Annotated in this window: 23 protein-coding genes; 21 read left to right on the forward strand and 2 right to left on the reverse strand. The window is 70.9% G+C overall.

The window, feature by feature from the left end; genetic code table 11:
* Positions 1-135: 135 nt before the first annotated feature.
* Positions 136-960, reverse strand: coding sequence for a peptidylprolyl isomerase (locus ABZ899_RS03895; RefSeq protein ID WP_361340271.1), 825 nt, complete (start codon positions 958-960; stop codon positions 136-138).
* 180 nt (positions 961-1,140) lie between these two features.
* Here ABZ899_RS03895 and ABZ899_RS03900 point away from each other — a divergent pair, with 180 nt between their 5' ends.
* From ABZ899_RS03900 to nusB, 19 genes are all read left to right on the forward strand, one after another.
* Positions 1,141-1,848: an MBL fold metallo-hydrolase gene (locus ABZ899_RS03900; RefSeq protein WP_361340273.1), complete on the forward strand. Its 708-nt coding sequence runs from the start codon at positions 1,141-1,143 to the stop codon at positions 1,846-1,848.
* A 10-nt stretch (positions 1,849-1,858) separates the two neighbouring features.
* A complete protein-coding gene (hisS, locus tag ABZ899_RS03905; RefSeq protein ID WP_361340276.1) occupies positions 1,859-3,121 on the forward strand; it encodes a histidine--tRNA ligase in 1,263 nt (420 codons plus the stop codon).
* A gap of 198 nt (positions 3,122-3,319) precedes the next feature.
* Positions 3,320-3,976, forward strand: a complete 657-nt coding sequence (locus ABZ899_RS03910; RefSeq protein ID WP_361340278.1) for a vitamin K epoxide reductase family protein — start codon at positions 3,320-3,322, stop codon at positions 3,974-3,976.
* Between the two features lie 44 nt (positions 3,977-4,020).
* On the forward strand, positions 4,021-5,376 hold the full coding sequence (locus ABZ899_RS03915; protein WP_361340281.1) for a replication-associated recombination protein A: 1,356 nt from the start codon (positions 4,021-4,023) through the stop codon (positions 5,374-5,376).
* Between the two features lie 300 nt (positions 5,377-5,676).
* A complete protein-coding gene (gene rpsD, locus ABZ899_RS03920; RefSeq protein ID WP_055623782.1) occupies positions 5,677-6,291 on the forward strand; it encodes a 30S ribosomal protein S4 in 615 nt (204 codons plus the stop codon).
* Between the two features lie 202 nt (positions 6,292-6,493).
* Complete coding sequence (locus tag ABZ899_RS03925) at positions 6,494-6,943, forward strand: DUF948 domain-containing protein (protein WP_361340284.1); 450 nt, start codon at positions 6,494-6,496, stop codon at positions 6,941-6,943.
* An 8-nt stretch (positions 6,944-6,951) separates the two neighbouring features.
* Positions 6,952-7,302: a hypothetical protein gene (locus ABZ899_RS03930; RefSeq protein WP_361340287.1), complete on the forward strand. Its 351-nt coding sequence runs from the start codon at positions 6,952-6,954 to the stop codon at positions 7,300-7,302.
* A complete protein-coding gene (gene alaS / locus ABZ899_RS03935) occupies positions 7,302-9,974 on the forward strand; it encodes an alanine--tRNA ligase (RefSeq protein ID WP_361340289.1) in 2,673 nt (890 codons plus the stop codon). The genes ABZ899_RS03930 and alaS overlap by 1 nt, the downstream gene beginning before the upstream one ends.
* A 35-nt stretch (positions 9,975-10,009) precedes the next feature.
* On the forward strand, positions 10,010-10,474 hold the full coding sequence (ruvX, locus tag ABZ899_RS03940; RefSeq protein ID WP_361340573.1) for a Holliday junction resolvase RuvX: 465 nt from the start codon (positions 10,010-10,012) through the stop codon (positions 10,472-10,474).
* 544 nt (positions 10,475-11,018) lie between these two features.
* A complete protein-coding gene (gene mltG / locus ABZ899_RS03945) occupies positions 11,019-12,755 on the forward strand; it encodes an endolytic transglycosylase MltG (RefSeq protein WP_361340292.1) in 1,737 nt (578 codons plus the stop codon).
* 29 nt (positions 12,756-12,784) lie between these two features.
* A complete protein-coding gene (locus tag ABZ899_RS03950; protein WP_361340295.1) occupies positions 12,785-13,621 on the forward strand; it encodes a shikimate dehydrogenase in 837 nt (278 codons plus the stop codon).
* A 55-nt stretch (positions 13,622-13,676) separates the two neighbouring features.
* Entirely contained in the window at positions 13,677-14,015 is a 339-nt protein-coding gene (locus tag ABZ899_RS03955) for a hypothetical protein (protein ID WP_361340298.1), read from the forward strand.
* Between the two features lie 182 nt (positions 14,016-14,197).
* A complete protein-coding gene (gene aroC, locus ABZ899_RS03960; RefSeq protein WP_361340301.1) occupies positions 14,198-15,382 on the forward strand; it encodes a chorismate synthase in 1,185 nt (394 codons plus the stop codon).
* A complete protein-coding gene (locus ABZ899_RS03965; RefSeq protein ID WP_361340304.1) occupies positions 15,379-15,897 on the forward strand; it encodes a shikimate kinase in 519 nt (172 codons plus the stop codon). Before aroC ends, ABZ899_RS03965 begins: the two co-directional genes overlap by 4 nt.
* Positions 15,894-16,985 carry a 3-dehydroquinate synthase gene (gene aroB, locus ABZ899_RS03970; RefSeq protein WP_361340306.1) on the forward strand — a complete coding sequence of 364 codons (1,092 nt, stop codon included), beginning with the start codon at positions 15,894-15,896 and terminating at the stop codon, positions 16,983-16,985. The genes ABZ899_RS03965 and aroB overlap by 4 nt, the downstream gene beginning before the upstream one ends.
* 168 nt (positions 16,986-17,153) lie before the next feature.
* Positions 17,154-18,014 carry a Pro-rich N-terminal domain-containing protein gene (locus tag ABZ899_RS03975; RefSeq protein ID WP_361340308.1) on the forward strand — a complete coding sequence of 287 codons (861 nt, stop codon included), beginning with the start codon at positions 17,154-17,156 and terminating at the stop codon, positions 18,012-18,014.
* Between the two features lie 364 nt (positions 18,015-18,378).
* Positions 18,379-19,485 (forward strand): aminopeptidase P family protein, encoded by a 1,107-nt coding sequence (locus tag ABZ899_RS03980; protein ID WP_361340311.1) that lies wholly within the window; start codon positions 18,379-18,381, stop codon positions 19,483-19,485.
* A 51-nt stretch (positions 19,486-19,536) separates the two neighbouring features.
* Positions 19,537-20,103 (forward strand): elongation factor P, encoded by a 567-nt coding sequence (gene efp, locus ABZ899_RS03985; protein WP_361340313.1) that lies wholly within the window; start codon positions 19,537-19,539, stop codon positions 20,101-20,103.
* 2 nt (positions 20,104-20,105) lie between these two features.
* Positions 20,106-20,540 carry a transcription antitermination factor NusB gene (gene nusB, locus ABZ899_RS03990; protein ID WP_361340316.1) on the forward strand — a complete coding sequence of 145 codons (435 nt, stop codon included), beginning with the start codon at positions 20,106-20,108 and terminating at the stop codon, positions 20,538-20,540.
* A gap of 189 nt (positions 20,541-20,729) precedes the next feature.
* Here nusB and bldD read toward each other — a convergent pair whose 3' ends face one another.
* Positions 20,730-21,233 carry a transcriptional regulator BldD gene (bldD, locus tag ABZ899_RS03995; RefSeq protein ID WP_004002691.1) on the reverse strand — a complete coding sequence of 168 codons (504 nt, stop codon included), beginning with the start codon at positions 21,231-21,233 and terminating at the stop codon, positions 20,730-20,732.
* Positions 21,234-21,486: 253 nt separating this feature from the next.
* Here bldD and pyrR point away from each other — a divergent pair, with 253 nt between their 5' ends.
* Both pyrR and ABZ899_RS04005 read left to right on the forward strand, forming a co-directional pair.
* Positions 21,487-22,059, forward strand: a complete 573-nt coding sequence (gene pyrR / locus ABZ899_RS04000) for a bifunctional pyr operon transcriptional regulator/uracil phosphoribosyltransferase PyrR (protein WP_361340319.1) — start codon at positions 21,487-21,489, stop codon at positions 22,057-22,059.
* Between the two features lie 99 nt (positions 22,060-22,158).
* Positions 22,159-23,190 (forward strand): aspartate carbamoyltransferase catalytic subunit, encoded by a 1,032-nt coding sequence (locus ABZ899_RS04005; protein WP_361340321.1) that lies wholly within the window; start codon positions 22,159-22,161, stop codon positions 23,188-23,190.
* The last annotated feature ends 3 nt before the right edge of the window (positions 23,191-23,193 follow it).

Here is a 23,193-nt window from a genome sequence, read left to right on the forward strand (position 1 = left end):
GCGCCTCCTCCACATGATGCCTGCGAGGGGCTGGTGTCCCCCCGGGCATCGTCCACAGTTTCGTCACGGCCAACATAGGCGACCGGCGGGTGGCCTGTCCGCATCCCGCGCGACCGAAATTACGCAGGAGGAGGGTCAGGATTCCGTGACCGTCGCCTTGTTGATCACGACCGTCGCGTTCGGCGCACCGTCACCGGCTCCGGTGCTCTCACCGGCGTCGGCGATTTTTTTCAGCACCTTCATGCCGGATTCGGAAACGGTACCGAACGGTGTGTAGCTGGGCGGAAGCTGACTGTCCTGGTAGACGAGGAAGAACTGGCTGCCGCCGGTGTGCTTCTGGCCGGTGTTGGCCATCGCCACGGTGCCCGCGGGATACACGTTGTCCTTGAGGCTCTTGTCCTTCAGGTTCTCGTCCGGAATCGTGTAACCGGGGCCGCCGGTGCCGGTGCCCGTCGGGTCGCCGCACTGCAGCACGTAGATGCCGTTGGTGGTGAGCCGGTGGCACTTGGAGTGGTCGAAGTAGCCCTTGCCGGCCAGGAAGTCGAACGAGTTGACGGTGTGCGGCGCGGCCGACGCATTCAGCGCGATGTCTATGTCACCGCACGTCGTCGCGAGCTTCATGGTGTACTTCGCCGACTTGTCGACGGTGAGCTCCGGCTCCTTCTTCCAGGTCGCCGTCTTCACCTTGCCCTCGGCGGGCTTCTCGCACGGGTCCGGCGCCTTGCTCGGCGCGCTCTCGGTCGGCGTGACCTCCGAGCCCGCGTTCTGCTTGGTGTCGTCGTCGCCCTTGAGGACACCGGTCGTGTACAGCGCGACGCTGCCGATGACGACCACCGCGAGCACCGACGCGATCACCGAGTTGCGCATGCGCGCCTTGCGGCGGGCGTCCGTACGCCGCTGCTGCTGCCGCAAGAACTTCTCCCGGGCGAGCTGACGCCGCCGCTGTTCCTGGCTGACCACCGGGTTCTCTCCTCATGCGTCGTGTGTGTCGACCGGTACACATGTGCTCAGTGAGTCGACCGTCTGCGTGTGACCCGTACCGTATATGGGTTCGCTGAGTGTTCGGCAGCGCCGGTAGGCTCTGACCACAGGCGGAGCCCGCCGACAAACCACTCGTGTCGACACAAACGAAGGACGATCGTGCTCATTGCCGGGTTCCCCGCCGGGGCCTGGGGGACGAACTGTTATCTCGTCGCCCCCGCCGCCGGTGAGGAGTGCGTGATCATCGACCCGGGCCACGAAGCGGCCCCCGGAGTCGAGGAAGCACTGAAGAAGCATCGGCTCAAGCCCGTCGCCGTCGTCCTCACCCACGGCCACCTCGACCATGTGGCCTCGGTCGTCCCGGTGTGCGGTGCGCACGACGTACCGGCCTGGATCCACCCCGAGGACCGGTACATGATGAGCGACCCCGAGAAGGCGCTCGGCCGGTCCATCGGCGCGCAGCTCATGGGCGAGCTGACCGTCGGGGAACCGGACGACGTCAAGGAGCTGACCGACGGTGCCACGCTGCAGCTGGCGGGGATGGAGCTCACCGTCGCCCACGCGCCGGGCCATACCAAGGGGTCGGTGACCTTCGGCCTGCCCGAGGCGGCGGACATCCCGCCGATCCTCTTCTCGGGCGACCTGCTGTTCGCCGGCTCCATCGGACGCACCGACCTGCCCGGCGGTGACATGGCCGAGATCCTCGACTCGCTGGCCCGCGTGTGCCTGCCGCTCGACGACTCGACCGTGGTGCTGTCCGGCCACGGCCCCCAGACGACCATCGGCCAGGAGCGCGCCACCAACCCGTATCTGCGGCAGGTGGCCGCCGGGCAGGGAGCCAAGCCCGCTCCCCGACGAGGAATGTGACGAGACTTCCGTGAGCACCTTCAAGGCCCCCAAGGGCACGTACGACCTGCTGCCGCCCGAGTCCGCGAAGTACCTCGCGGTCCGCGAGGCGATCGCCGCGCCCCTGCGCAACTCCGGCTACGGCTACATCGAGACGCCCGGCTTCGAGAACGTCGAACTGTTCGCGCGCGGTGTCGGCGAGTCCACCGACATCGTGACCAAGGAGATGTACGCCTTCGAGACCAAGGGCGGCGACCGGCTCGCCCTGCGCCCCGAGGGCACGGCCTCGGTGCTGCGCGCCGCCCTGGAGGCCAACCTGCACAAGACGGGCAACCTCCCGGTCAAGCTCTGGTACTCCGGCTCGTACTACCGCTACGAGCGCCCCCAGAAGGGCCGTTACAGGCACTTCTCCCAGGTCGGCGCCGAGGCGATCGGCGCCGAGGACCCCGCCCTGGACGCCGAGCTGATCATCCTGGCCGACCAGGCGTACCGCTCCCTGGGCCTGCGGAACTTCCGCATCCTGCTGAACTCCCTGGGCGACCAGGAGTGCCGCCCGGTGTACCGCGCCGCGCTCCAGGACTTCCTGCGCGGCCTGGACCTCGACGAGGACACCCTGCGCCGCGCGGACATCAACCCGCTGCGCGTGCTGGACGACAAGCGCGAGTCGGTCCAGAAGCAGCTCGGCGGCGCCCCGCTGCTGCGGGACTACCTGTGCGACGCCTGCAAGGCGTACCACGAGGAGGTCCGCGAGCTGATCACGGCCGCGGGCGTCGTCTTCGAGGACGACCCCAAGCTGGTGCGCGGCCTGGACTACTACACCCGGACGACCTTCGAGTTCGTCCACGACGGTCTGGGCTCCCAGTCCGCGGTGGGCGGCGGCGGCCGGTACGACGGCCTGTCCGAGATGATCGGCGGCCCCGCGCTGCCGTCCGTCGGCTGGGCCCTCGGCGTCGACCGCACGGTCCTCGCCCTGGAGGCGGAGGGCGTGGAGCTCGAACTGCCCTCCACCACCAGCGTGTTCGCGGTGCCGCTCGGCGAGGAGGCCCGCCGGGTGCTGTTCACCAAGGTCACCGAGCTGCGCAAGCTCGGCATCGCGGCGGACTTCGCCTACGGCGGCAAGGGCCTCAAGGGCGCGATGAAGAACGCCAACCGCAGCGGCGCCCGCTACACGATCGTCGCCGGTGAGCGCGACCTCGCCGAAGGCGTCGTCCAGCTCAAGGACATGCAGTCCGGCGATCAGATCGCCGTCGGCGTCAACGAGATCGTCGCGGAGCTGGAATCCCGTCTGGGCTGATTCCGCGGGCCGTCCGGGGAGGAGGGGGACCGGCCGGGTCCCCCTCCTTTCCGCTGTTCCGGGGGTGTCCCGAACCGAACGCAAGCCTGCGCTCCTGCGTACTTCCTTATGCGCAGCGAACGGTGGGAACGCGTGCGTGTGCGGCACAATGTGCCCTGTCCGGGGAAACTCCAAGCCTCAAGTGACGGAATCGGCGTGATGAGCAAGACGACAGTCAAAGACGTCTCCACCGAGCCCGAGTCGGAGCCCGCACCGTCCGCCGCGCGGTCGGTCGGCGGCAGCCGGGCGCTCGCCCTGCTGCTGGTGATCACCGGCGCCGCGGGCCTGCTCGCCGCCTGGGTCATCACGATCGACAAGTTCAAACTGCTCGAGGCCAAGGCCGAGGGGAAGACGTTCACCCCCGGGTGCAGCCTGAACCCCGTCGTCTCCTGCGGCAGCGTCATGGAGTCCAAGCAGGCCGCCGTCTTCGGCTTCCCCAACCCGATGCTCGGCCTCGTCGCCTACGGCATCGTCGTCTGCGTCGGCGTGAGCCTGCTCGGCCGCGCCCGCTTCCCGCGCTGGTACTGGCTGACCTTCAACGCCGGCACCCTCTTCGGCGTGGTCTTCTGCGCCTGGCTGATGTTCCAGTCCCTGTACCGGATCAACGCCCTGTGCCTGTGGTGCAGCCTCGCGTGGGTCGCCACCATCGTCATGTTCTGGTACGTCACCTCGTTCAACGTGCGCAACGGCCTGCTGCCCGCGCCCACCTGGCTGAAGTCCTTCTTCGGCGAGTTCACCTGGGTCATGCCCGTGCTCCACATCGGGATCATCGGCATGCTGGTCCTGACCCGCTGGTGGGACTTCTGGACGAGCTGACAGCCCCGAGGGGATTGTCAGTGCGGTGCTTTAGGGTTTCTGTCGTGGAGCCCGATCTGTTCACCGCCGCAGCCGAAGAGCGCCAGGAGAAGGACCCGACGAGCAGTCCCCTGGCGGTCCGCATGCGTCCGCGCACCCTCGACGAGGTCGTGGGCCAGCAGCACCTGCTCAAGCCGGGCTCCCCGCTGCGCAGACTCGTCGGCGAGGGCGCCGGGGGGCCGGCCGGCCCCTCCTCGGTGATCCTCTGGGGCCCGCCCGGCACCGGCAAGACCACCCTGGCCTACGTCGTCTCCAAGGCCACCAACAAGCGCTTCGTCGAGTTGTCCGCCATCACCGCCGGGGTGAAGGAGGTCCGGGCGGTCATCGACGGCGCCCGCCGCGCCACCGGCGGCTACGGCCAGGAGACCGTCCTCTTCCTCGACGAGATCCACCGCTTCAGCAAGGCCCAGCAGGACTCCCTCCTGCCCGCCGTGGAGAACCGCTGGGTGACCCTGATCGCGGCCACCACCGAGAACCCCTACTTCTCGATCATCTCGCCCCTGCTCTCCCGCTCCCTGCTGCTCACCCTCGAACCCCTCACCGACGAGGACATCCGCAGCCTCCTGCGCCGCGCGCTGAGCGACGAGCGCGGCCTGAAGGACGCCGTCGCCCTCCCCGGGGACACCGAGGAGCACCTGCTGCGCATCGCCGGCGGCGACGCCCGCCGCGCCCTGACCGCGCTGGAGGCCGCCGCCGGGGCCGCCCTCGACCAGGGTGAGAGCGAGATCAGCCTCCAGACCCTGGAGCAGACCGTCGACCGGGCCGCCGTGAAGTACGACCGTGACGGCGACCAGCACTACGACGTGGCCAGCGCCCTGATCAAGTCGATCCGCGGCTCCGACGTGGACGCCGCCCTGCACTACCTGGCCCGGATGATCGAGGCCGGCGAGGACCCCCGCTTCATCGCCCGGCGCCTGATGATCTCCGCCAGCGAGGACATCGGCCTCGCCGACCCCAACGCCCTGCCGATCGCCGTCGCCGCCGCCCAGGCCGTCGCCATGATCGGCTTCCCGGAGGCCGCCCTCACGCTCAGCCACGCCACGATCGCCCTCGCGCTCGCCCCGAAGTCCAACGCCGCGACGACCGCGATCGGCGCCGCGCTGGACGACGTGCGCAAGGGCCTGGCCGGCTCCGTGCCGCCCCATCTGCGCGACGGGCACTACAAGGGCGCCGCCAAGCTGGGGCACGCCCAGGGGTATGTGTACCCGCACGACCTGGCGGAGGGCATCGCCGAGCAGCAGTACGCGCCCGACGCCCTCAAGGACCGCGAGTACTACACCCCGACCCGGCACGGCACCGAGGCGCGGTACGCGGACGCCGTCGAGTGGACCAGGAAGCGGCTCGGTCGCAGACGGTCCTGAGCACCCTGTAGAATGTCGCGAAGTGCTGCGTCCCGTGTCCGGCCTCGGTCGGCGCCTCAGGCGGGACATCCAGCCGGATCTTCGATCCAGGAGCGTCGCGCACCGTCGTAGGTGTCGCGGGCAGCCCACCACCACCCGTGAGTTCCGGGACCGGTCGGTGGGCCGTTCGTGTGCTGCACGTATGTGCCCAGACCAGGGAGCGGCTGCCTGGCTCGTCCCTCGTGGACCTGCCGGGATTCCCGGGCTGCGGATTGCGACCTCCCGTAACCCTGAGGCAGCCGAATGAGAAAAGGAAAAGCAGTGGCGAACCAGTCCCGCCCCAAGGTCAAGAAGTCGCGTGCCCTCGGCATCGCGCTGACCCCGAAGGCCGTCAAGTACTTCGAGGCCCGTCCCTACCCGCCGGGTGAGCACGGCCGCGGCCGCAAGCAGAACTCGGACTACAAGGTCCGTCTGCTGGAGAAGCAGCGTCTGCGCGCGCAGTACGACGTGTCCGAGCGCCAGCTCGTCCGCGCCTACGAGCGTGCCTCCAAGGTTCAGGGCAAGACCGGTGAGGCCCTGATCATCGAGCTCGAGCGCCGTCTCGACGCCCTGGTCCTGCGTTCGGGCATCGCCCGCACCATCTACCAGGCCCGTCAGATGGTCGTCCACGGCCACATCGAGGTCAACGGCCAGAAGGTCGACAAGCCGTCCTTCCGCGTCAAGCCCGACGACGTCGTGATGGTCCGTGAGCGCAGCCGCGAGAAGACCCTCTTCTCCATCGCCCGCGAGGGTGGCTTCGCCCCCGACGGTGAGATCCCGCGCTACCTCCAGGTGAACCTCAAGGCCCTGGCGTTCCGCCTGGACCGCGAGCCGAACCGCAAGGAGATCCCGGTGATCTGCGACGAGCAGCTCGTCGTCGAGTACTACGCCCGCTGATCCCTCGGCGGCCGTAGCACCCTGGCACCGGAGCCCGTCGTCTCCCCACCTTCCCGGTGGGGCGGCGGCGGGCTTTCGCGTCCGCGGCGACTCGGCCGTGCGCCCGGGGGTAATCCGGTACGGCTGCACATCACCGGCGCGATAGGCTCGGTGCACGACTTTTTCGATGCAGACCGATGCAGAGGCACGTATCAGGGAGCGGGTGCACACAGTGTCCGGTGGAGAGGTAGCCGGGATTCTGGTGGCAGTCTTCTGGGCGATCCTGGTCTCCTTCCTCGCCGTAGCGCTGGCGAGGCTGGCCCAGACGCTCAAGGCGACCACCAAGCTGGTCGCGGAGGTGACCGACCAGGCAGTGCCGCTCCTCGCAGACGCCTCCTCGGCGGTGCGCTCCGCGCAGACCCAGATCGACCGGGTCGACGCGATCGCCTCCGACGTGCAGGAGGTCACGTCGAACGCCTCCGCGCTGTCGACCACCGTCGCCTCCACCTTCGGCGGCCCCCTGGTCAAGGTGGCGGCCTTCGGCTACGGGGTGCGCCGGGCGCTCGGCCGCAAGGACGGCGAGCCCGCCCGGGCCTCCAGAGGCACCGTGATCGTCGGCCGTACCGTGCCGGCCGCGCGGCGCGAGAAGCGAAACCGCGGGAAGAGGGACTGAGACCCAGCATGTTCCGCCGTACGTTCTGGTTCGGCACAGGCGTCGCCGCCGGTGTCTGGGCCACCACCAAGGTCAACCGGAAGCTGAAGCAGCTGACCCCCGAGAGCCTCGCCGCGACCGCGGCGAACAAGGCGCTCGAGGCGGGTCACCGCATCAAGGACCGAGCTGTGGGCTTCGCCCTCGACGTCCGGGACAACATGGCCCGGCGGGAGGCCGAGCTCCAGGAGGCCCTGGGCATCGACGAACGCCCCGAGCTCCCCGCGTCCCGGCGGTACACCGCCATCGAGAACCACAAGCAGCCGAAGTCATACGTCATCGACAGCACGACGTACACGAACAACCGGAATGAGGACCACTGATGGAGTCGGCCGAGATTCGCCGCCGCTGGCTGAGCTTCTTCGAGGAGCGCGGGCACACCGTCGTCCCTTCGGCGTCGCTCATCGCGGACGACCCGACTCTGCTCCTCGTCCCCGCCGGCATGGTGCCCTTCAAGCCCTACTTCCTGGGTGAGGTCAAGCCGCCCTTCCGCCGCGCCACCAGCGTGCAGAAGTGCGTGCGCACGCCCGACATCGAAGAGGTCGGCAAGACCACCCGGCACGGCACGTTCTTCCAGATGTGCGGCAACTTCTCCTTCGGCGACTACTTCAAGGAAGGCGCCATCGAGTACGCCTGGGAGCTGCTCACCACCCCCCAGGACAAGGGTGGTTACGGCCTGGAGCCGGAGAAGCTCTGGATCACCGTCTACAAGGACGACGACGAGGCCGAGCGGATCTGGCACGAGGTCATCGGCGTGCCGAAGGAGCGCATCCAGCGCCTCGGCATGAAGGACAACTTCTGGTCCATGGGGGTCCCCGGCCCCTGCGGCCCGTGTTCCGAGATCAACTACGACCGCGGCCCCGAGTTCGGCGTCGAGGGCGGCCCCGCCGTCAACGACGAGCGGTACGTGGAGATCTGGAACCTCGTCTTCATGCAGTACGTGCGCGGCGAGGGCACCGGCAAGGACAACTTCGAGATCCTCGGCGAACTGCCCAGCAAGAACATCGACACCGGCCTCGGCCTCGAGCGCCTCGCCATGATCCTGCAGGGCGTGCAGAACATCTACGAGATCGACACCTCGATGGCCGTCATCAAGAAGGCCACCGAGCTGACCGGCGTGGCCTACGGCGACTCCCAGGAGTCGGACGTGTCCCTGCGCGTGGTCACCGACCACATGCGCACCTCCGTGATGCTCATCGGCGACGGCATCACCCCGGGCAACGAGGGCCGCGGCTATGTGCTGCGCCGCATCATGCGCCGCGCCATCCGCAACATGCGCCTGCTCGGCGCCACCGGCCCGGTCGTCCTGGACCTCATCGACACCGTCATCGAGATGATGGGCCAGCAGTACCCCGAGCTCATCACCGACCGCGAGCGCATCGAGAAGGTCGCCGTCGCCGAGGAGAACGCCTTCCTCAAGACGCTGAAGGCCGGCACCAACATCCTCGACACCGCCGTCAGCGAGACCAAGGCCGGCGGCGGCAAGGTCCTCGCCGGCGACAAGGCGTTCCTGCTCCACGACACCTGGGGCTTCCCGATCGACCTCACCCTGGAGATGGCCGCCGAGCAGGGCCTCTCGGTGGACGAGGACGGCTTCCGCCGGCTGATGAAGGAGCAGCGGGAGCGCGCCAAGGCCGACGCCCAGGCCAAGAAGACCGGTCACGCCGGCGCGGGCGCCTACCGCGAGATCGCCGACAAGGCCGGTGCGACCGACTTCATCGGCTACACGGAGACCGAGGGCGAGTCCACCGTCGTCGGCATCCTGGTCGACGGCGTCTCCTCGCCGGCCGCCTCCGAGGGCGACGAGGTCGAGATCGTCCTCGACCGCACCCCGTTCTACGCCGAGGGCGGCGGTCAGATCGGCGACACCGGCCGCATCAGGACCGACGCCGGCGCCCTCATCGAGATCCGTGACTGCCAGAAGCCCGTCCCGGGCGTCTACGTCCACAAGGGCGTCGTCCAGGTCGGCGAGGTCACCGTCGGCGCCCGCGCGCACGCCTCCATCGACGCCCGCCGCCGTACCGCCATCGCCCGCGCCCACTCGGCCACGCACCTCACCCACCAGGCCCTGCGCGACGCCCTCGGCCCGACGGCCGCCCAGGCCGGCTCCGAGAACCAGCCCGGCCGCTTCCGCTTCGACTTCGGGGCGCCGTCCGCCGTCCCGACGGCCGTGATGACCGACGTCGAGCAGAGGATCAACGAGGTGCTCGCCCGCGACCTCGACGTGCGCGCCGACATCATGGGCATCGACGAGGCCAAGAAGCAGGGCGCCATCGCCGAGTTCGGCGAGAAGTACGGCGATCGGGTCCGCGTGGTGACCATCGGGGACTTCTCCAAGGAGCTGTGCGGCGGCACGCACGTCCACAACACCGCCCAGCTCGGCCTGGTCAAGCTGCTCGGCGAGTCGTCCATCGGCTCCGGCGTCCGCCGGATCGAGGCCCTGGTCGGCGTCGACGCCTACAACTTCCTGGCCCGTGAGCACACGGTCGTCGCCCAGCTCCAGGAGCTGGTCAAGGGACGTCCCGAGGAGCTCCCGGAGAAGGTGTCCGCCATGCTCGCCAAGCTGAAGGACGCCGAGAAGGAGATCGAGAAGTTCCGCGCCGAGAAGGTGCTCCAGGCCGCCGGCGGGCTCGCCGAGTCCGCCAAGGACGTCCGCGGCGTCGCGGTCGTGACCGGCCAGGTCCCCGACGGCACCACCCCCGACGACCTGCGCAAGCTCGTCCTCGACGTCCGCGGCCGCATCCAGGGCGGACGCGCCGCCGTGGTCGCCCTGTTCGCCGTGACCAACGGCAAGCCGCTGACGGTCATCGCCACCAACGACGCCGCCCGCGACCGGGGCCTCAAGGCCGGTGAGCTGGTCCGTACGGCTGCCAAGACCCTCGGCGGCGGCGGTGGCGGCAAGCCGGACGTGGCCCAGGGCGGCGGCCAGAACCCGGCCGCCGTCGGCGAGGCCGTCAACGCGGTCGAGCGGCTCGTGGCGGACACCGCCAAGTGAGTTCCGACACACAAGCGAGCGGTGACGGCCGGGGCATGCGCCGCGGCCGCCGCCTCGCCGTCGACGTGGGCGACGCCCGGATCGGCGTCGCCTCGTGCGACCCGGACGGCATCCTCGCCACCCCCGTGGAGACGGTCCCGGGCCGGGACGTCCCGGCCGCGCAGCGCCGCCTCCGGCAGCTCGTCGAGGAGTACGAGCCGATCGAGGTCGTCGTCGGGCTGCCCCGCTCCCTCAAGGGCGGCGAGGGCCCGGCCGCGGTGAAGGTCCGGGGCTTCGCCCAGGAACTCGCCCGCATGATCGCGCCCGTTCCGGTCAGACTCGTCGATGAGCGGATGACGACCGTGACGGCCAGTCAGGGGCTGCGCGCCTCCGGCGTGAAGTCCAAGAAGGGCCGTTCGGTCATCGACCAGGCCGCCGCGGTGATCATCCTGCAACAGGCGCTCGAATCCGAACGGGTGTCAGGCACAGCACCCGGCGAGGGCGTCGAAGTGGTTATCTGATCGCGATACGGTAACGTTCCGCGCGATACGGCGGCAGTCGAACAGCCGTTGTACTGACGGAGACCGGACGGCATCTGAGCCGATCGCTCAGGGACCGACCGTCTCGCGGTTCCAGGGAACCGGTCACCCGCCCCCGGCCTGCCGGCCGGACCCGCCGCGGACGGCGGAAACGAGGTGACCGGTCCCGGTCACCGCGTGGAGGAGGTGCGATCGGTGACCACGCTTCAGGTGCGTGGACGGACCCATGCGGGCCGGGCCGGACAGGCCGGCCCGTTGCCCGTGCATGGCCCGGTGCCGGTCGGACCACGAGTTCTAGGGGCGCACATCCACCAGGCAATGCTGCGGCGAGCCGTGCCCGAGCGCGCGGGGCGCACGGACACGGCTGTCATGAACGGTGCTACGGGGCCAGGCCCCGCCACCGTCGGGCGACACCACGGGACCCATCTGCCGCGACGGGCCGACGGCTACGGCCACCTCACCCGAGAGGAGGAAGGCACGCACGGCCTCGCCCCCCACGGCGGACTCCGGCGTGCCGACCGCTCCGATGACTGAATATGGCCGGGGCGACGGCTCCGATCGATGGCAGGACGATCCGCTGCTCGGGGACGGCGGATGGGACGCCCAGCGGGACCAGCAGGGCTACGGGCAGCAGCAGTACGCCGACCCGCAGCACCAGCAGCACGGTCACCAGCAGTACGACCAGCAGCAGTACGACCAGCAGCAGTACGCCGACCAGCAGTACTACGCCCAGCAGGCGCAGCAGCAGTACGGCGAGTGGAACGACGGGCAGCACACCGGGTACGGCCAGCAGCAGTACCCGCAGCAGAACCACCCCCAGCAGTACGCGGACCAGGGGCAGCAGCAGGGCCACGGCCGGCAGCAGGACCACGGGCAGCAGCCCTACGACGGCGGCTGGGCCACGGGCGGGCACCAGCAGGCCCCGTACGGCGACCCGGCGGACCCATACGGGCAGCAGCAGGCCGCCTACGGGGGAGGGCAGCCCGACTACTACGGCACGCGGGACTCCTATCCGCCCCCGGAGCCGCCCACCCGGCGCGCCGCCGAGCCCGAGCCGGACACCGGCTGGGACCCGGGCCCGGACCAGGGCGAACACGCCTTCTTCGCGGGCGGCGACCAGGACGATGACGACGACACGGGCGAGCGTGGCGACCGGTCGGGGCGCGGCGGCAAGAAACCGAAGAAACGTCGCGGCGGACCCGCCTGCCTGGTTCTCACCCTGATCTTCGTGGGCGCGGTCGGCGGCGTCGGCTACTTCGGCTACCAGTTCTACCAGGACCGTTTCGGCCCGGCGCCCGACTACGCGGGCGACGGCAACGGCGAGCAGGTCACCGTCGTCATCCCCAAGGGCGCCGGCGGCTGGGTCATCGGCCAGAAGCTCAAGGCGGCCGGGGTCGTCGAGAGCGTCGAGGCGTTCGTCTCCGCGCAGAACGACAACGCGGACGGCCGCTCCATCCAGGACGGCGTCTACACGATGCAGAAGCAGATGTCGGCGGCCAGCGCCGTCGAGCTGATGCTCAGCCCCAAGAGCCGGTCCAATCTGATCATCGCCGAGGGCTCCCGGAACGTCGCCGTGTACGCGCTGATCGACAAGCGCCTCGGCGTCGCCGACGGCACCACGGCCGAGGTCGCGAAGAAGCAGTACAAGAAGTTCGGCCTGCCCGACTGGGCGCTGGACCACCCCAATGTGAAGGACCCGCTGGAAGGGTTCCTCTACCCGTCCAGCTACGCGGCCAGCAAGGGCCAGAAGCCGGCGGCCGTGCTGAAGGAGATGGTCGGCCGGGCCACGGAGAAGTACGAGGAGATGGGGCTGGAGAAGAAGGCCGCCGGCCTCGGTCTCGACGGCCCCTGGGAGGTGCTCACCGTGGCCAGCCTGGCCCAGGCCGAGGGCACCAGCCACGACGACTACCGCAAGATGGCCGAGGTCGTCTACAACCGCCTCAAGCCCGGGAACCCCGAGACCTACGGGTCCCTGGAGTTCGACTCCACGTACAACTACATCAAGAACCAGAGCGAGATCGACCTGAGCATCGCCGAGCTGCGGCGCTACGACAGCCCGTACAACACGTACTTCGTCAAGGGCCTGCCGCCCGGCCCCATCGACAACCCGGGTGAGGAAGCGCTCAAGGGCGCGCTGAACCCGACGAAGGACGGCTGGTACTACTTCATCTCGCTGGACGGCAGGACCAGCAAGTTCACCAAGACGCTGAAGGACCACGAGAAGCTGGTCGAGCAGTTCAACGCGTCGAGGAAGAAGAGCTAGGGACCACGGACGCAGTGAACGATTCCGCGATGGCCGCGACGGACAGGCGGTGCCGGGCGGCGGTGCTCGGTTCCCCCATCCAGCACTCGCTGTCCCCGGTGCTGCACCGGGCCGCCTACGCCGAACTGGGGCTCACCGACTGGTCGTACGACCGCTTCGACGTCGACGAGGCGGCCCTGCCCGGCTTCCTCGCCGAGCTCGGCCCCGAGTGGGCCGGCCTGTCGCTGACCATGCCGCTGAAGCGGGCCGTCATCCCGCTGCTCGACGAGATCAGCGAGACGGCCGCCTCGGTCGAGGCCGTCAACACCGTCGTCGTCACCGGGGACGGCCGCCGCGTCGGCGACAACACCGACATCCCCGGGATGGTCGCCGCCCTGCGCGAGCGCGGCATCGAGGAGGTCGGCTCGGCCGCCGTGCTCGGCGCCGGCGCCACCGCGTCCTCGGCGCTGGCCGCGCTGGCCCGCGTCTGCACCGGCGAGGTCGTGGCGTACGTCCGCAGCGAGGCGCGCGCCGCCGAGATGCGGCAGTGGGGCGAACGGCTCGGCATCGACGTCCGTACGGCGGACTGGGCCGACGCCGCCGAGGCGCTGCGCGCCCCGCTGGTGATCGCGACCACCCCCGCGGGCACCACCGACGCCCTCGCCCACGCCGTGCCCGAGCGGCCCGCCACCCTCTTCGACGTGCTCTACGACCCCTGGCCCACCGCGCTCGCGGCCCGCTGGTCGATGTTCGGCGGGGCCGTCGTGAGCGGCCTCGACCTGCTCGTGCACCAGGCCGTGCTGCAGGTCGAGCAGATGACCGGCCGCGCCCCGGCGCCGCTGGAGGCGATGCGAAAAGCGGGCGAGCGCGCCCTCGCGGACCGCTAAGATCCGCTGAGTTCCGCAGGGGGCGGAGCAGTCTTCACAGGGGGAGCACGACACCGTGTCCACAGGCGTGCCGATCGCGTCCGGCAAGAGCGAGATATTCGAGATCGTCCTCCAGTTCATGCCGGACTGGATCCAGATTCCCGTCCTGGTCCTCATCCTGCTCCTCGTGGTGGGGTCCTGGGTCTACAAGGCCAAGCGCAAGCTCGACCAGCGGCGGGCGCGGCGCCAGGGCCGGACGCCCACCGTCGCGCCCCAGCCGGCGCAGGCCAGGGGCGCCGACTTCCTCGGCCCCTACGCCCCGCAGCAGCCGCCGCAGCCCGCGGGGCAGCCGAGCGGCGCCGACTTCCTCGGCTCCTACGCCCCGCCGCGGGGCCAGGGCGACCCCTCCTCCTGAGCCCCGCCCCGGCCGCAGGACGTCCACCTGCCGTCCGCCAGATGGACCGGCGGCCGGTGGCCGGGCCCGGACGTGGGAGGATCGGAGGTGGCGGGCCCGGGCCGCGCACCTGGCCGCCGACGCGGTACGCGCTGACGCGTGCACGCAGTGCAGTACCAGGGCGCGAGCATCGAGGAGCACCGTTGAGCAGGTTGCGCTGGCTGACCGCGGGGGAGTCCCACGGCCCCGCACTCGTCGCGACGCTGGAGGGCCTTCCCGCCGGCGTGCCGATCACCACGGAGATGGTGGCGGACCACCTGGCCCGGCGCCGCCTCGGCTATGGACGCGGTGCGCGCATGAAGTTCGAGCGTGACGAGGTCACCTTCCTCGGCGGCGTCCGGCACGGCCTCACGCTCGGCTCCCCGGTCGCGATCATGGTGGGCAACACCGAGTGGCCCAAGTGGGAGCAGGTCATGGCGGCCGACCCGGTCGACCCGGAGATCCTGGCCGGGCTCGCCCGCAACGCCCCGCTGACCCGGCCCCGCCCCGGCCACGCCGACCTCGCCGGGATGCAGAAGTACGGCTTCGACGAGGCCCGGCCCATCCTGGAGCGGGCCTCGGCCCGGGAGACGGCCGCCCGTGTGGCGCTCGGCGCGGTGGCCCGGTCGTACCTCAAGGAGACGACGGGCATCGAGATCGTCTCGCACGTCGTGGAGCTGTGCGCGGTGAAGGCCCCGCAGGGCGTCTACCCGACCCCGGCCGACGTCGAGCGGCTGGACGCCGACCCGCTGCGCTGCCTGGACGCCGACACCTCCAAGGCGATGGTCGCGGAGGTCGATCAGGCCCACAAGGACGGCGACACCCTCGGTGGCGTCGTCGAGGTGCTCGCCTACGACGTGCCGGTGGGCCTCGGCTCGCACGTGCACTGGGACCGCAAGCTGGACGCCCGTCTCGCCGGGGCCCTCATGGGCATCCAGGCCATCAAGGGCGTCGAGCTCGGCGACGGGTTCGAGCTGGCCCGCGTGCCGGGCTCCAAGGCCCACGACGAGATCGTGCGGACCGACGAGGGCATCCGGCGCACCTCCGGCCGCTCCGGCGGCACCGAGGGCGGGCTCACCACCGGTGAGCTGCTGCGGGTCCGCGCCGCGATGAAGCCGATCGCCACCGTGCCGCGCGCCCTGAAGACGGTCGACGTCACCACCGGCGAGGCCGCCCAGGCCCACCACCAGCGCTCCGACGTCTCCGCGGTCCCGGCCGCCGGCATCGTCGCCGAGGCCATGGTGGCCCTCGTCCTCGCGGACGCGGTCGCGGAGAAGTTCGGCGGCGACTCGGTCGCCGAGACGCGCCGCAACGTCCGCTCGTACCTCGACAACCTGGCCATCCGATGAGCGGGGCGCCCGTCGTAGTGCTGGTCGGGCCAATGGGTGTGGGCAAGTCCACCGTCGGCGAGCTGATGGCCGGGCGGCTCGGCGTCGGCTACCGCGACACCGATGACGACATCGTGGCCGAGCAGGGCCGGACCGTCGCCGAGATCTTCGTGGACGACGGCGAGGCCGCCTTCCGGGAGATCGAGAAGCAGGCCGTCCGCCGCGCGCTCGGGGAGCACGACGGCGTCCTGGCGCTAGGCGGCGGGGCGATCCTCGACGCCGGCACCCGGGCCCTGCTCGCCGGACAGCGGGTCGTCTACCTCTCGATGGACGTCGAGGAAGCCGTGAAACGCACCGGCCTCAACGCCGCCCGCCCGCTGCTCGCGGTCAACCCGCGCAAGCAGTGGCGCGAGCTCATGGAGGCCCGCCGCCACCTGTACGAGGAGGTCGCGACGGCCGTCGTGGCCACCGACGGCCGTACCCCCGAAGAAGTGACCCGAGCCGCGCTGGACGCACTGGAGTTGAAGGACGCATGACCGAGGCAGTGACGCGGATCCAGGTCGGCGGCAGCGCGGGCAGTGACCCCTACGAGGTCCTGGTGGGCCGTCAGCTCCTCGGCGAGCTGGGCGGCTTGATCGGCGACCGGGTCAAGCGGGTCGCGGTGATCCACCCGGAGGCGCTGGCCGAGACCGGTGAGGCGCTGCGGGCCGACCTGGCCGACCAGGGCTTCGAGACGGTCGCCATCCAGGTCCCGAACGCGGAGGAGGCCAAGACCGTCGAGGTCGCCGCCTACTGCTGGAAGGCCCTCGGCCAGTCCGGCTTCACCCGCTCCGACGTCGTCGTCGGCGTCGGCGGCGGCTCCACCACGGACCTCGCCGGCTTCGTGGCCGCCACCTGGCTGCGCGGGGTGCGCTGGATCGCCGTCCCGACCACCGTGCTGGCCATGGTGGACGCGGCGGTCGGCGGCAAGACCGGCATCAACACCGCCGAGGGCAAGAACCTCGTCGGCGCCTTCCACCCGCCCGCCGGGGTCCTGTGCGACCTGGCGGCGCTGGAGTCCCTGCCCGTCCACGACTACGTCTCCGGGCTCGCGGAGATCATCAAGGCCGGCTTCATCGCCGACCCGGCGATCCTGGAGCTCATCGAGGCGGACCCGCAGGCCGCGCGCAGCCCGGCGGGCCCGCACACCGCCGAGCTGATCGAGCGCTCGATCCGGGTCAAGGCGGAGGTCGTCTCCTCGGATCTGAAGGAATCGGGCCTGCGGGAGATCCTCAACTACGGCCACACGCTCGGCCACGCCATCGAGAAGAACGAGCGCTACAAGTGGCGGCACGGTGCCGCCGTCGCCGTCGGCATGCACTTCGCCGCCGAACTCGGGCGCCTGGCGGGCCGGTTGGACGACGCGACCGCCGACCGGCACCGCGCGATCCTCGAATCGGTCGGGCTGCCGCTGCACTACCGCTACGACCAGTGGCCCAAGCTGCTGGAGACCATGAAGGTCGACAAGAAGTCCCGCGGTGACCTGCTGAGGTTCATCGTCCTGGACGGCCTGGCCAAGCCGACCGTCCTGGAGGGACCGGACCCGGCCGTGCTGCTCGCCGCCTACGGCGAAGTCGGACAGTAAGTCCGCGGACGCGCGTTTGTGTCCGATTCGCCTGCGGCGACGGGCACTTCGGACCGCCCCCGGCCGTTCACCAAACGACGGCCGGGGGCGGTACCGTTCGGTAGGCAGCGGGGCCGGGCCCGGCTGCCAGCGCCAATGGCCATGGACGACGAGACGGAGTGGCACCGGATGCAGCACGCAGTGGGTTCTCCGCTGCCGCCGCCCCACCAGCCGGGGCACGGCTGGTCGCCGGCCGCACACCACCCCGGAGCGCAGGGAGCACAGCCGGGGTCCGCATCGCAGCAGGGGCCCGCACCGGTGCCCCCGCCGCCCGCGGCGCCGGGCTTCGCACCCCCGGGACCCGCGGCACCCGCCCCGCAGCACGGCTACGGCCCGCCGGCGCCCGAGACCACCGGCCACGTCCCGCTGCCGCCCGGCGGCCCCGTCGCCATGCCGAGCGCCCCGCCCGCCGTCACGGCCCCCGACCCGGCGTCCACCACCCTCGCGGTGCTGCTGATCGGCCCGGCCGGAGCGGGCAAGACGAGCGTCGCCAAGTACTGGGCGGACCACCGCAGGGTCCCCACCGCGCACATCAGCCTCGACGACGTCCGGGAATGGGTCCGCTCGGGCTTCGCCGACCCCCAGTCCGGCTGGAACGACCACTCCGAGGCCCAGTACCGCCTCGCCCGCCGCACCTGCGGCTTCGCCGCGCGCAACTTCCTGGCCAACGGGATCTCCTGCATCCTCGACGACGCGGTCTTCCCCGACCGGCCCGTCGTGGGCCTCGGCGGCTGGAAGCGGCACGTGGGTCCCGGGCTCCTGCCGGTCGTCCTCCTCCCGGGCCTGGAGATCGTCCTGGAGCGCAACGCCGAACGCTCGGGCAACCGCCGCCTCACCGACGAGGAGGTCGCCCGCATCCACGGCCGCATGGCCGGCTGGTACGGCTCGGGCCTCCCCATCATCGACAACTCCCAACTGGACGTCCCCCAGACGGCCCAGGTCCTCGACGAGGTCCTCTCCCGCTCCATCGCCAGCCCCCCGTCCTGGTAGCCCCTCCGAGAAACGCGAGCAACCGCGCGCCCAGCCCCCCACGGTCCCGAGCCCGACGATCGACAGCGACCACCAGCCCCCCCAGGGGCGCGGGGAACGGCGCGCCCAGCCTCCACCGGCCCGAGGCCGACGATCGACAGCGGCCACCCACCTCCCCCAGGGGCGCGGGGAACGGCGCGCCCAGCCCCTACGGGCCCGAGGCCGACGATCGACAGCGGCCACCCCCCGGGGGGCGCGGGGAACGGCGCGCCCAGCCCCCACCGGCCCGAGGCCGACCCACGACGCTCCCCCAAGCCCCGCAGGGAACCGCCCACTCAGCCGCTCCCAACCGGCGCCGACCCGGCAAAGCTCTTACGCTCGGGTCATGTCAGAGGTGTACGCCACCCGCCGCTCCCGCCTGAGGGACCGCTGCCACGCCAGCGGCAGCGCCACCGCGCTGATCTCCCGCCCCGCAAACGTCCGCTACCTCGCGGGCGCCGCCCCGCGGGGCGCCGCGCTGCTCCTCGGCAAGACCGACGACCTGCTCGTGTGCGCCGAGCCGCCCGACGAGCGCCCCTACGAGGGCCGCCCCGACGAGGCGCTGCTGATCCACACCCTTCCCCGCCCCGGCGGGGACGCCGCCGTCGCCGCCGCCGGCCTCGCCGCGGCCCAGGGCGCCGACTCGCTCGCCGTGGAGGAGCACCACCTCACCGTGGCCCGGCACCGGGCCGTCGACTCGGCCGCGCCGCAGCTGCGCCTCGCCGGCCTGGGCACCGCCGTCGAACAGCTCCGGGTCGTCAAGGACGAGGAGGAGATCTCCTGCCTCAGGATCGGCGCGGAGATCGCCGACCAGGCCCTCGGTGAACTCCTCGAGTCCATCCTCGTCGGCCGCACCGAACGCCACCTCGCCCTGGAGCTGGAGCGCCGCCTCGTCGACCACGGCGCCGACGGCCCCGCCTTCCCCACTGCCGTCGCCACCGGCCCGCACTCCGGCCGACGTGCGCACCGGCCCACCGACCGCAGGGTCGAGGAGGGCGACTTCCTCTCCGTCTGCCTGGGCGCGACGTACCGTGGCTACCGCTGCGAGATCGGCCGTACCTTCGTGATCGGCACGTCCCCCGCGGACTGGCAGATCGAGCTGTACGACCTCGTCTTCGCCGCTCAGCGGGCCGGGCGGGAGAGCCTGACGCCGGGCGCCGCCTACCGCGACGTGGACCGGGCCGCGCGCCAGGTCCTGGAATCCGCCGGGCATCATGAGGGCCTGCCGCCCCTCATGGGCCACGGTGTCGGACTCGAAATCGACGAGGACCCGCAGTTGGCCCCCGCGGCCATGGGTAAACTGGACGCTTGCGTGCCGGTCACCGTCGAACCGGGGGTCCACCTCCCGGGCCGGGGCGGCGTCCGGATCGATGACACGCTCGTCGTCCGCCCCGAGGCGGACGGCGGACCCGAGCTACTCACCATCACGACCAAGGAGCTGCTCGCCCTGTAGGCAGGTGCGTGCGCCGGGGTCGTCCACGTCAGTCCAGGAGATTCCGCAACCGTGGCTTCCACGAACGACCTCAAGAACGGCATGGTGCTCAAGCTCGAAGGCGGCCAGCTCTGGTCCGTCGTCGAGTTCCAGCACGTCAAGCCCGGCAAGGGCCCGGCCTTCGTGCGCACCAAGCTCAAGAACGTGCTGTCCGGGAAGGTCGTCGACAAGACCTTCAACGCCGGCGTGAAGGTCGAGACGGCCACCGTCGACAAGCGCGACATGCAGTTCTCCTACATGGACGGCGAGTACTTCGTCTTCATGGACATGGAGACCTACGACCAGCTCATGGTCGACCGCAAGGCCGTCGGCGACGCCGCCAACTTCCTGATCGAGGGCTTCACCGCCACCGTCGCGCAGCACGAGGGCGAGGTGCTCTTCGTCGAGCTGCCGGCCGCCGTCGAGCTGACCATCCAGGAGACCGAGCCGGGTGTCCAGGGCGACCGCTCCACCGGTGGCACCAAGCCCGCCACCCTGGAGACCGGCCACCAGATCCAGGTCCCGCTCTTCATCACCACCGGTGAGAAGATCAAGGTCGACACCCGCACGAGCGACTACCTCGGCCGGGTGAACAGCTAACCGTGGCTGCCCGCAACACGGCCCGTAAGCGCGCCTTCCAGATCCTCTTCGAGGGCGACCAGCGCGGCGTCGGCGTCCGCACCGTCCTCGCGGACTGGGTCCGGCTCTCCCGGGAGGACACCCGGCAGCCGCCGGTCAGCGAGTACACGATGCAGCTCGTCGAGGGGTACGCGGAGCGCGCCCGGCGGATCGACGAGCTGATCGCGCAGTACTCGGTCGGCTGGACGCTCGACCGCATGCCGGTGGTGGACCGCAACATCCTGCGCCTCGGCGCGTACGAACTGATCTGGGTCGACGAGACGCCGGACGCGGTCGTGCTGGATGAGATGGTCCAGCTGGCGAAGGAGTTCTCCACGGACGAGTCGCCGTCGTTCGTGAACGGCCTGCTCGGCCGCTTCAAGGATCTGAAGCCCTCGCTGCGCCGCGAGGACGCGTAGGTCCCGGATCAGGCGAACACGCCGAAGGGCCCGCAGCAGGCACGCTGCGGGCCCTTGGCATGTCCGGAGCCCCAGGGGCCCCAGATGGCCCACCAGGGCCGCAGAAGGCCGCCGGGGTGGCCGGAACCGCTTGGTTCCGGCCACCCCGGCGGCACGTTTCTGCTGAGAGAACCCAACCCAGGGAAGTGCTCAGCTCTCCTCGGCGTGGGAGACCGCGCGGCGCGCGTCCGCGTCGAGCACACCCCAGCTGATCAGCTGCTCGGTGAGGACCGAGGGGGACTGGTCGTAGATGACGGCGAGTGTGCGCAGGTCGTCCTGGCGGATCGACAGCACCTTGCCGTTGTAGTCACCGCGCTGCGACTGGATCGTCGCCGCGTACCGCTGGAGCGGACCCGCCTTCTCGGCCGGCACGTGCGCCAGCCGCTCCAGGTCCAGGACCAGCTTCGGCGGCGGCTCGGCGGCCCCGCCCGGCGTCGTCCCCGGCAGCAGCTCCTGCACCGGAACGCCGTAGAAATCCGCCAGCTCTGCGAGCCGCTGCACGGTCACGGCGCGGTCGCCGCGCTCGTACGAACCGACCACGACGGCCTTCCAGCGTCCCTGGGACTTCTCCTCGACACCGTGGAGGGAAAGGCCCTGCTGGGTGCGGATGGCCCGGAGCTTGGCCCCGAGCTGTTTGGCGTATTCGCTGGACATATAGCTCCCCGGCACTGGGTCGACGCGACTGGCTTGGCTTCCATGCCGCGCAGTTGGTAACTCACTGTGAGGTTACGCAGCGTTACACTCGTGCGTCAAGCCGAATGGTCCACACCGACGCTTCCGCTTCCGGCACGGCCGATTGGGCCAGGCGGGTGACAGGAGGTGTACCGGCGGCCTGCTACGGTGGATGGCGCAAACCAGACGTCCTTTAAGGTCCGTCCCGTGAGGCGGAGAAGGAGGTCCCTTTCGTATGGACAGGCAGCAGGACACCTCAGCGTCCGACGCCCGGCCCGTGCTCGAAGGCCCTGACATCGCGCGGGTGTTGACCCGCATCGCCCACGAGATCGTCGAACGCGCCAAGGGCGCAGACGACGTGGTACTCCTCGGCATTCCCACCCGCGGGGTCTTCCTCGCCCGGCGGCTCGCCGCCAAGCTGGAGGAGATCACCGAGCGCAAGATCCCGGTCGGCTCGCTCGACATCACCATGTACCGGGACGATCTGCGCATGCACCCGCCGCGGGTGCTGGCCCGCACCGAGATCCCCGGTGACGGCATCGACGGCCGCCTCGTCGTCCTCGTCGACGACGTGCTCTTCTCCGGCCGTACCATCCGTGCCGCCCTCGACGCCCTGAACGACATCGGCCGCCCGCGCGCGGTCCAGCTCGCCGTTCTGGTCGACCGCGGTCACCGCGAGCTTCCCATCAGGGCCGACTACGTCGGCAAGAACCTCCCCACGTCGTTGCGGGAGACGGTCAAGGTCCAGCTCGCCGAGGAGGACGGTCGCGACACCGTCCTGCTCGGTGCCAAGCAGACCCCCCAGTAGCGCCGGACGGCGTACGCCGCCGTCGTACGCCCGCTCAGTGCGCCCAGGCGCACCCGTCTGCCCGAAATCCTTCATGAACTGCCTTACGGAGCCTGACAGATGCAGCGTCATCTCATCTCGGCCGCCGACCTCACCCGCGACGACGCCGTCCTGATCCTCGACACCGCCGAGGAGATGGCCCGGGTCGCCGACCGGCCGATCAAGAAGCTTCCGACCCTGCGCGGCCGCACCGTCGTCAACCTCTTCTTCGAGGACTCCACGCGCACGCGCATCTCCTTCGAGGCCGCCGAGAAGCGCCTGTCCGCGGACGTCATCAACTTCACCGCCAAGGGCTCCAGCGTGTCCAAGGGGGAGTCCCTGAAGGACACCGCCCAGACCCTGGAGGCCATGGGCGTGGACGCCGTCGTCATCCGGCACGGCGCCTCCGGGGCGCCGTACCGCCTGGCCACCTCCGGCTGGATCGACGCCCACGTCATCAACGCCGGCGACGGCACCCACCAGCACCCCACCCAGGCCCTGCTGGACGCCTTCACGATGCGGCGCCGGCTCGTCGGCCGGGACGCCGGGATCGGCCGCGACCTCGACGGGCGGCGCATCACCATCGTCGGGGACGTCCTGCACAGCCGGGTCGCCCGTTCCAACGTCGACCTGCTGCACACGCTCGGCGCCGAGGTCACCCTGGTCGCGCCGCCCACCCTGGTGCCGGTCGGCGTCGGGAGCTGGCCCTGCGAGGTGTCGTACGACCTCGACGCCGTGCTCCCCAAGTCCGACGCCGTGATGATGCTGCGCGTGCAGCGCGAGCGCATGAACGCCGCCTTCTTCCCGACCGAGCGCGAGTACTCGCGGCGCTACGGCCTCGACGGCGACCGCATGGCCCGGATGCCGGAGCACGCCATCGTGATGCACCCCGGCCCGATGGTCCGCGGCATGGAGATCACCGCCGAGGTCGCCGACTCCGACCGCTGCACCGTCGTCGAGCAGGTCGCGAACGGAGTCTCCATCCGCATGGCCGTCCTCTACCTGCTGCTCGGCGGCAACGGGCCGGCCTTCCCCCACACCCGCCCGCCCGTCTCCCTCCACCCTTCCGACGAGCGTCCCGCGCACACCCCGTTCACGGCCGAGGAGAAGTGAAGA

The sequence above is a fragment of the Streptomyces sp. NPDC046859 genome, assembly GCF_040645135.1.
Taxonomy (GTDB): domain Bacteria; phylum Actinomycetota; class Actinomycetes; order Streptomycetales; family Streptomycetaceae; genus Streptomyces.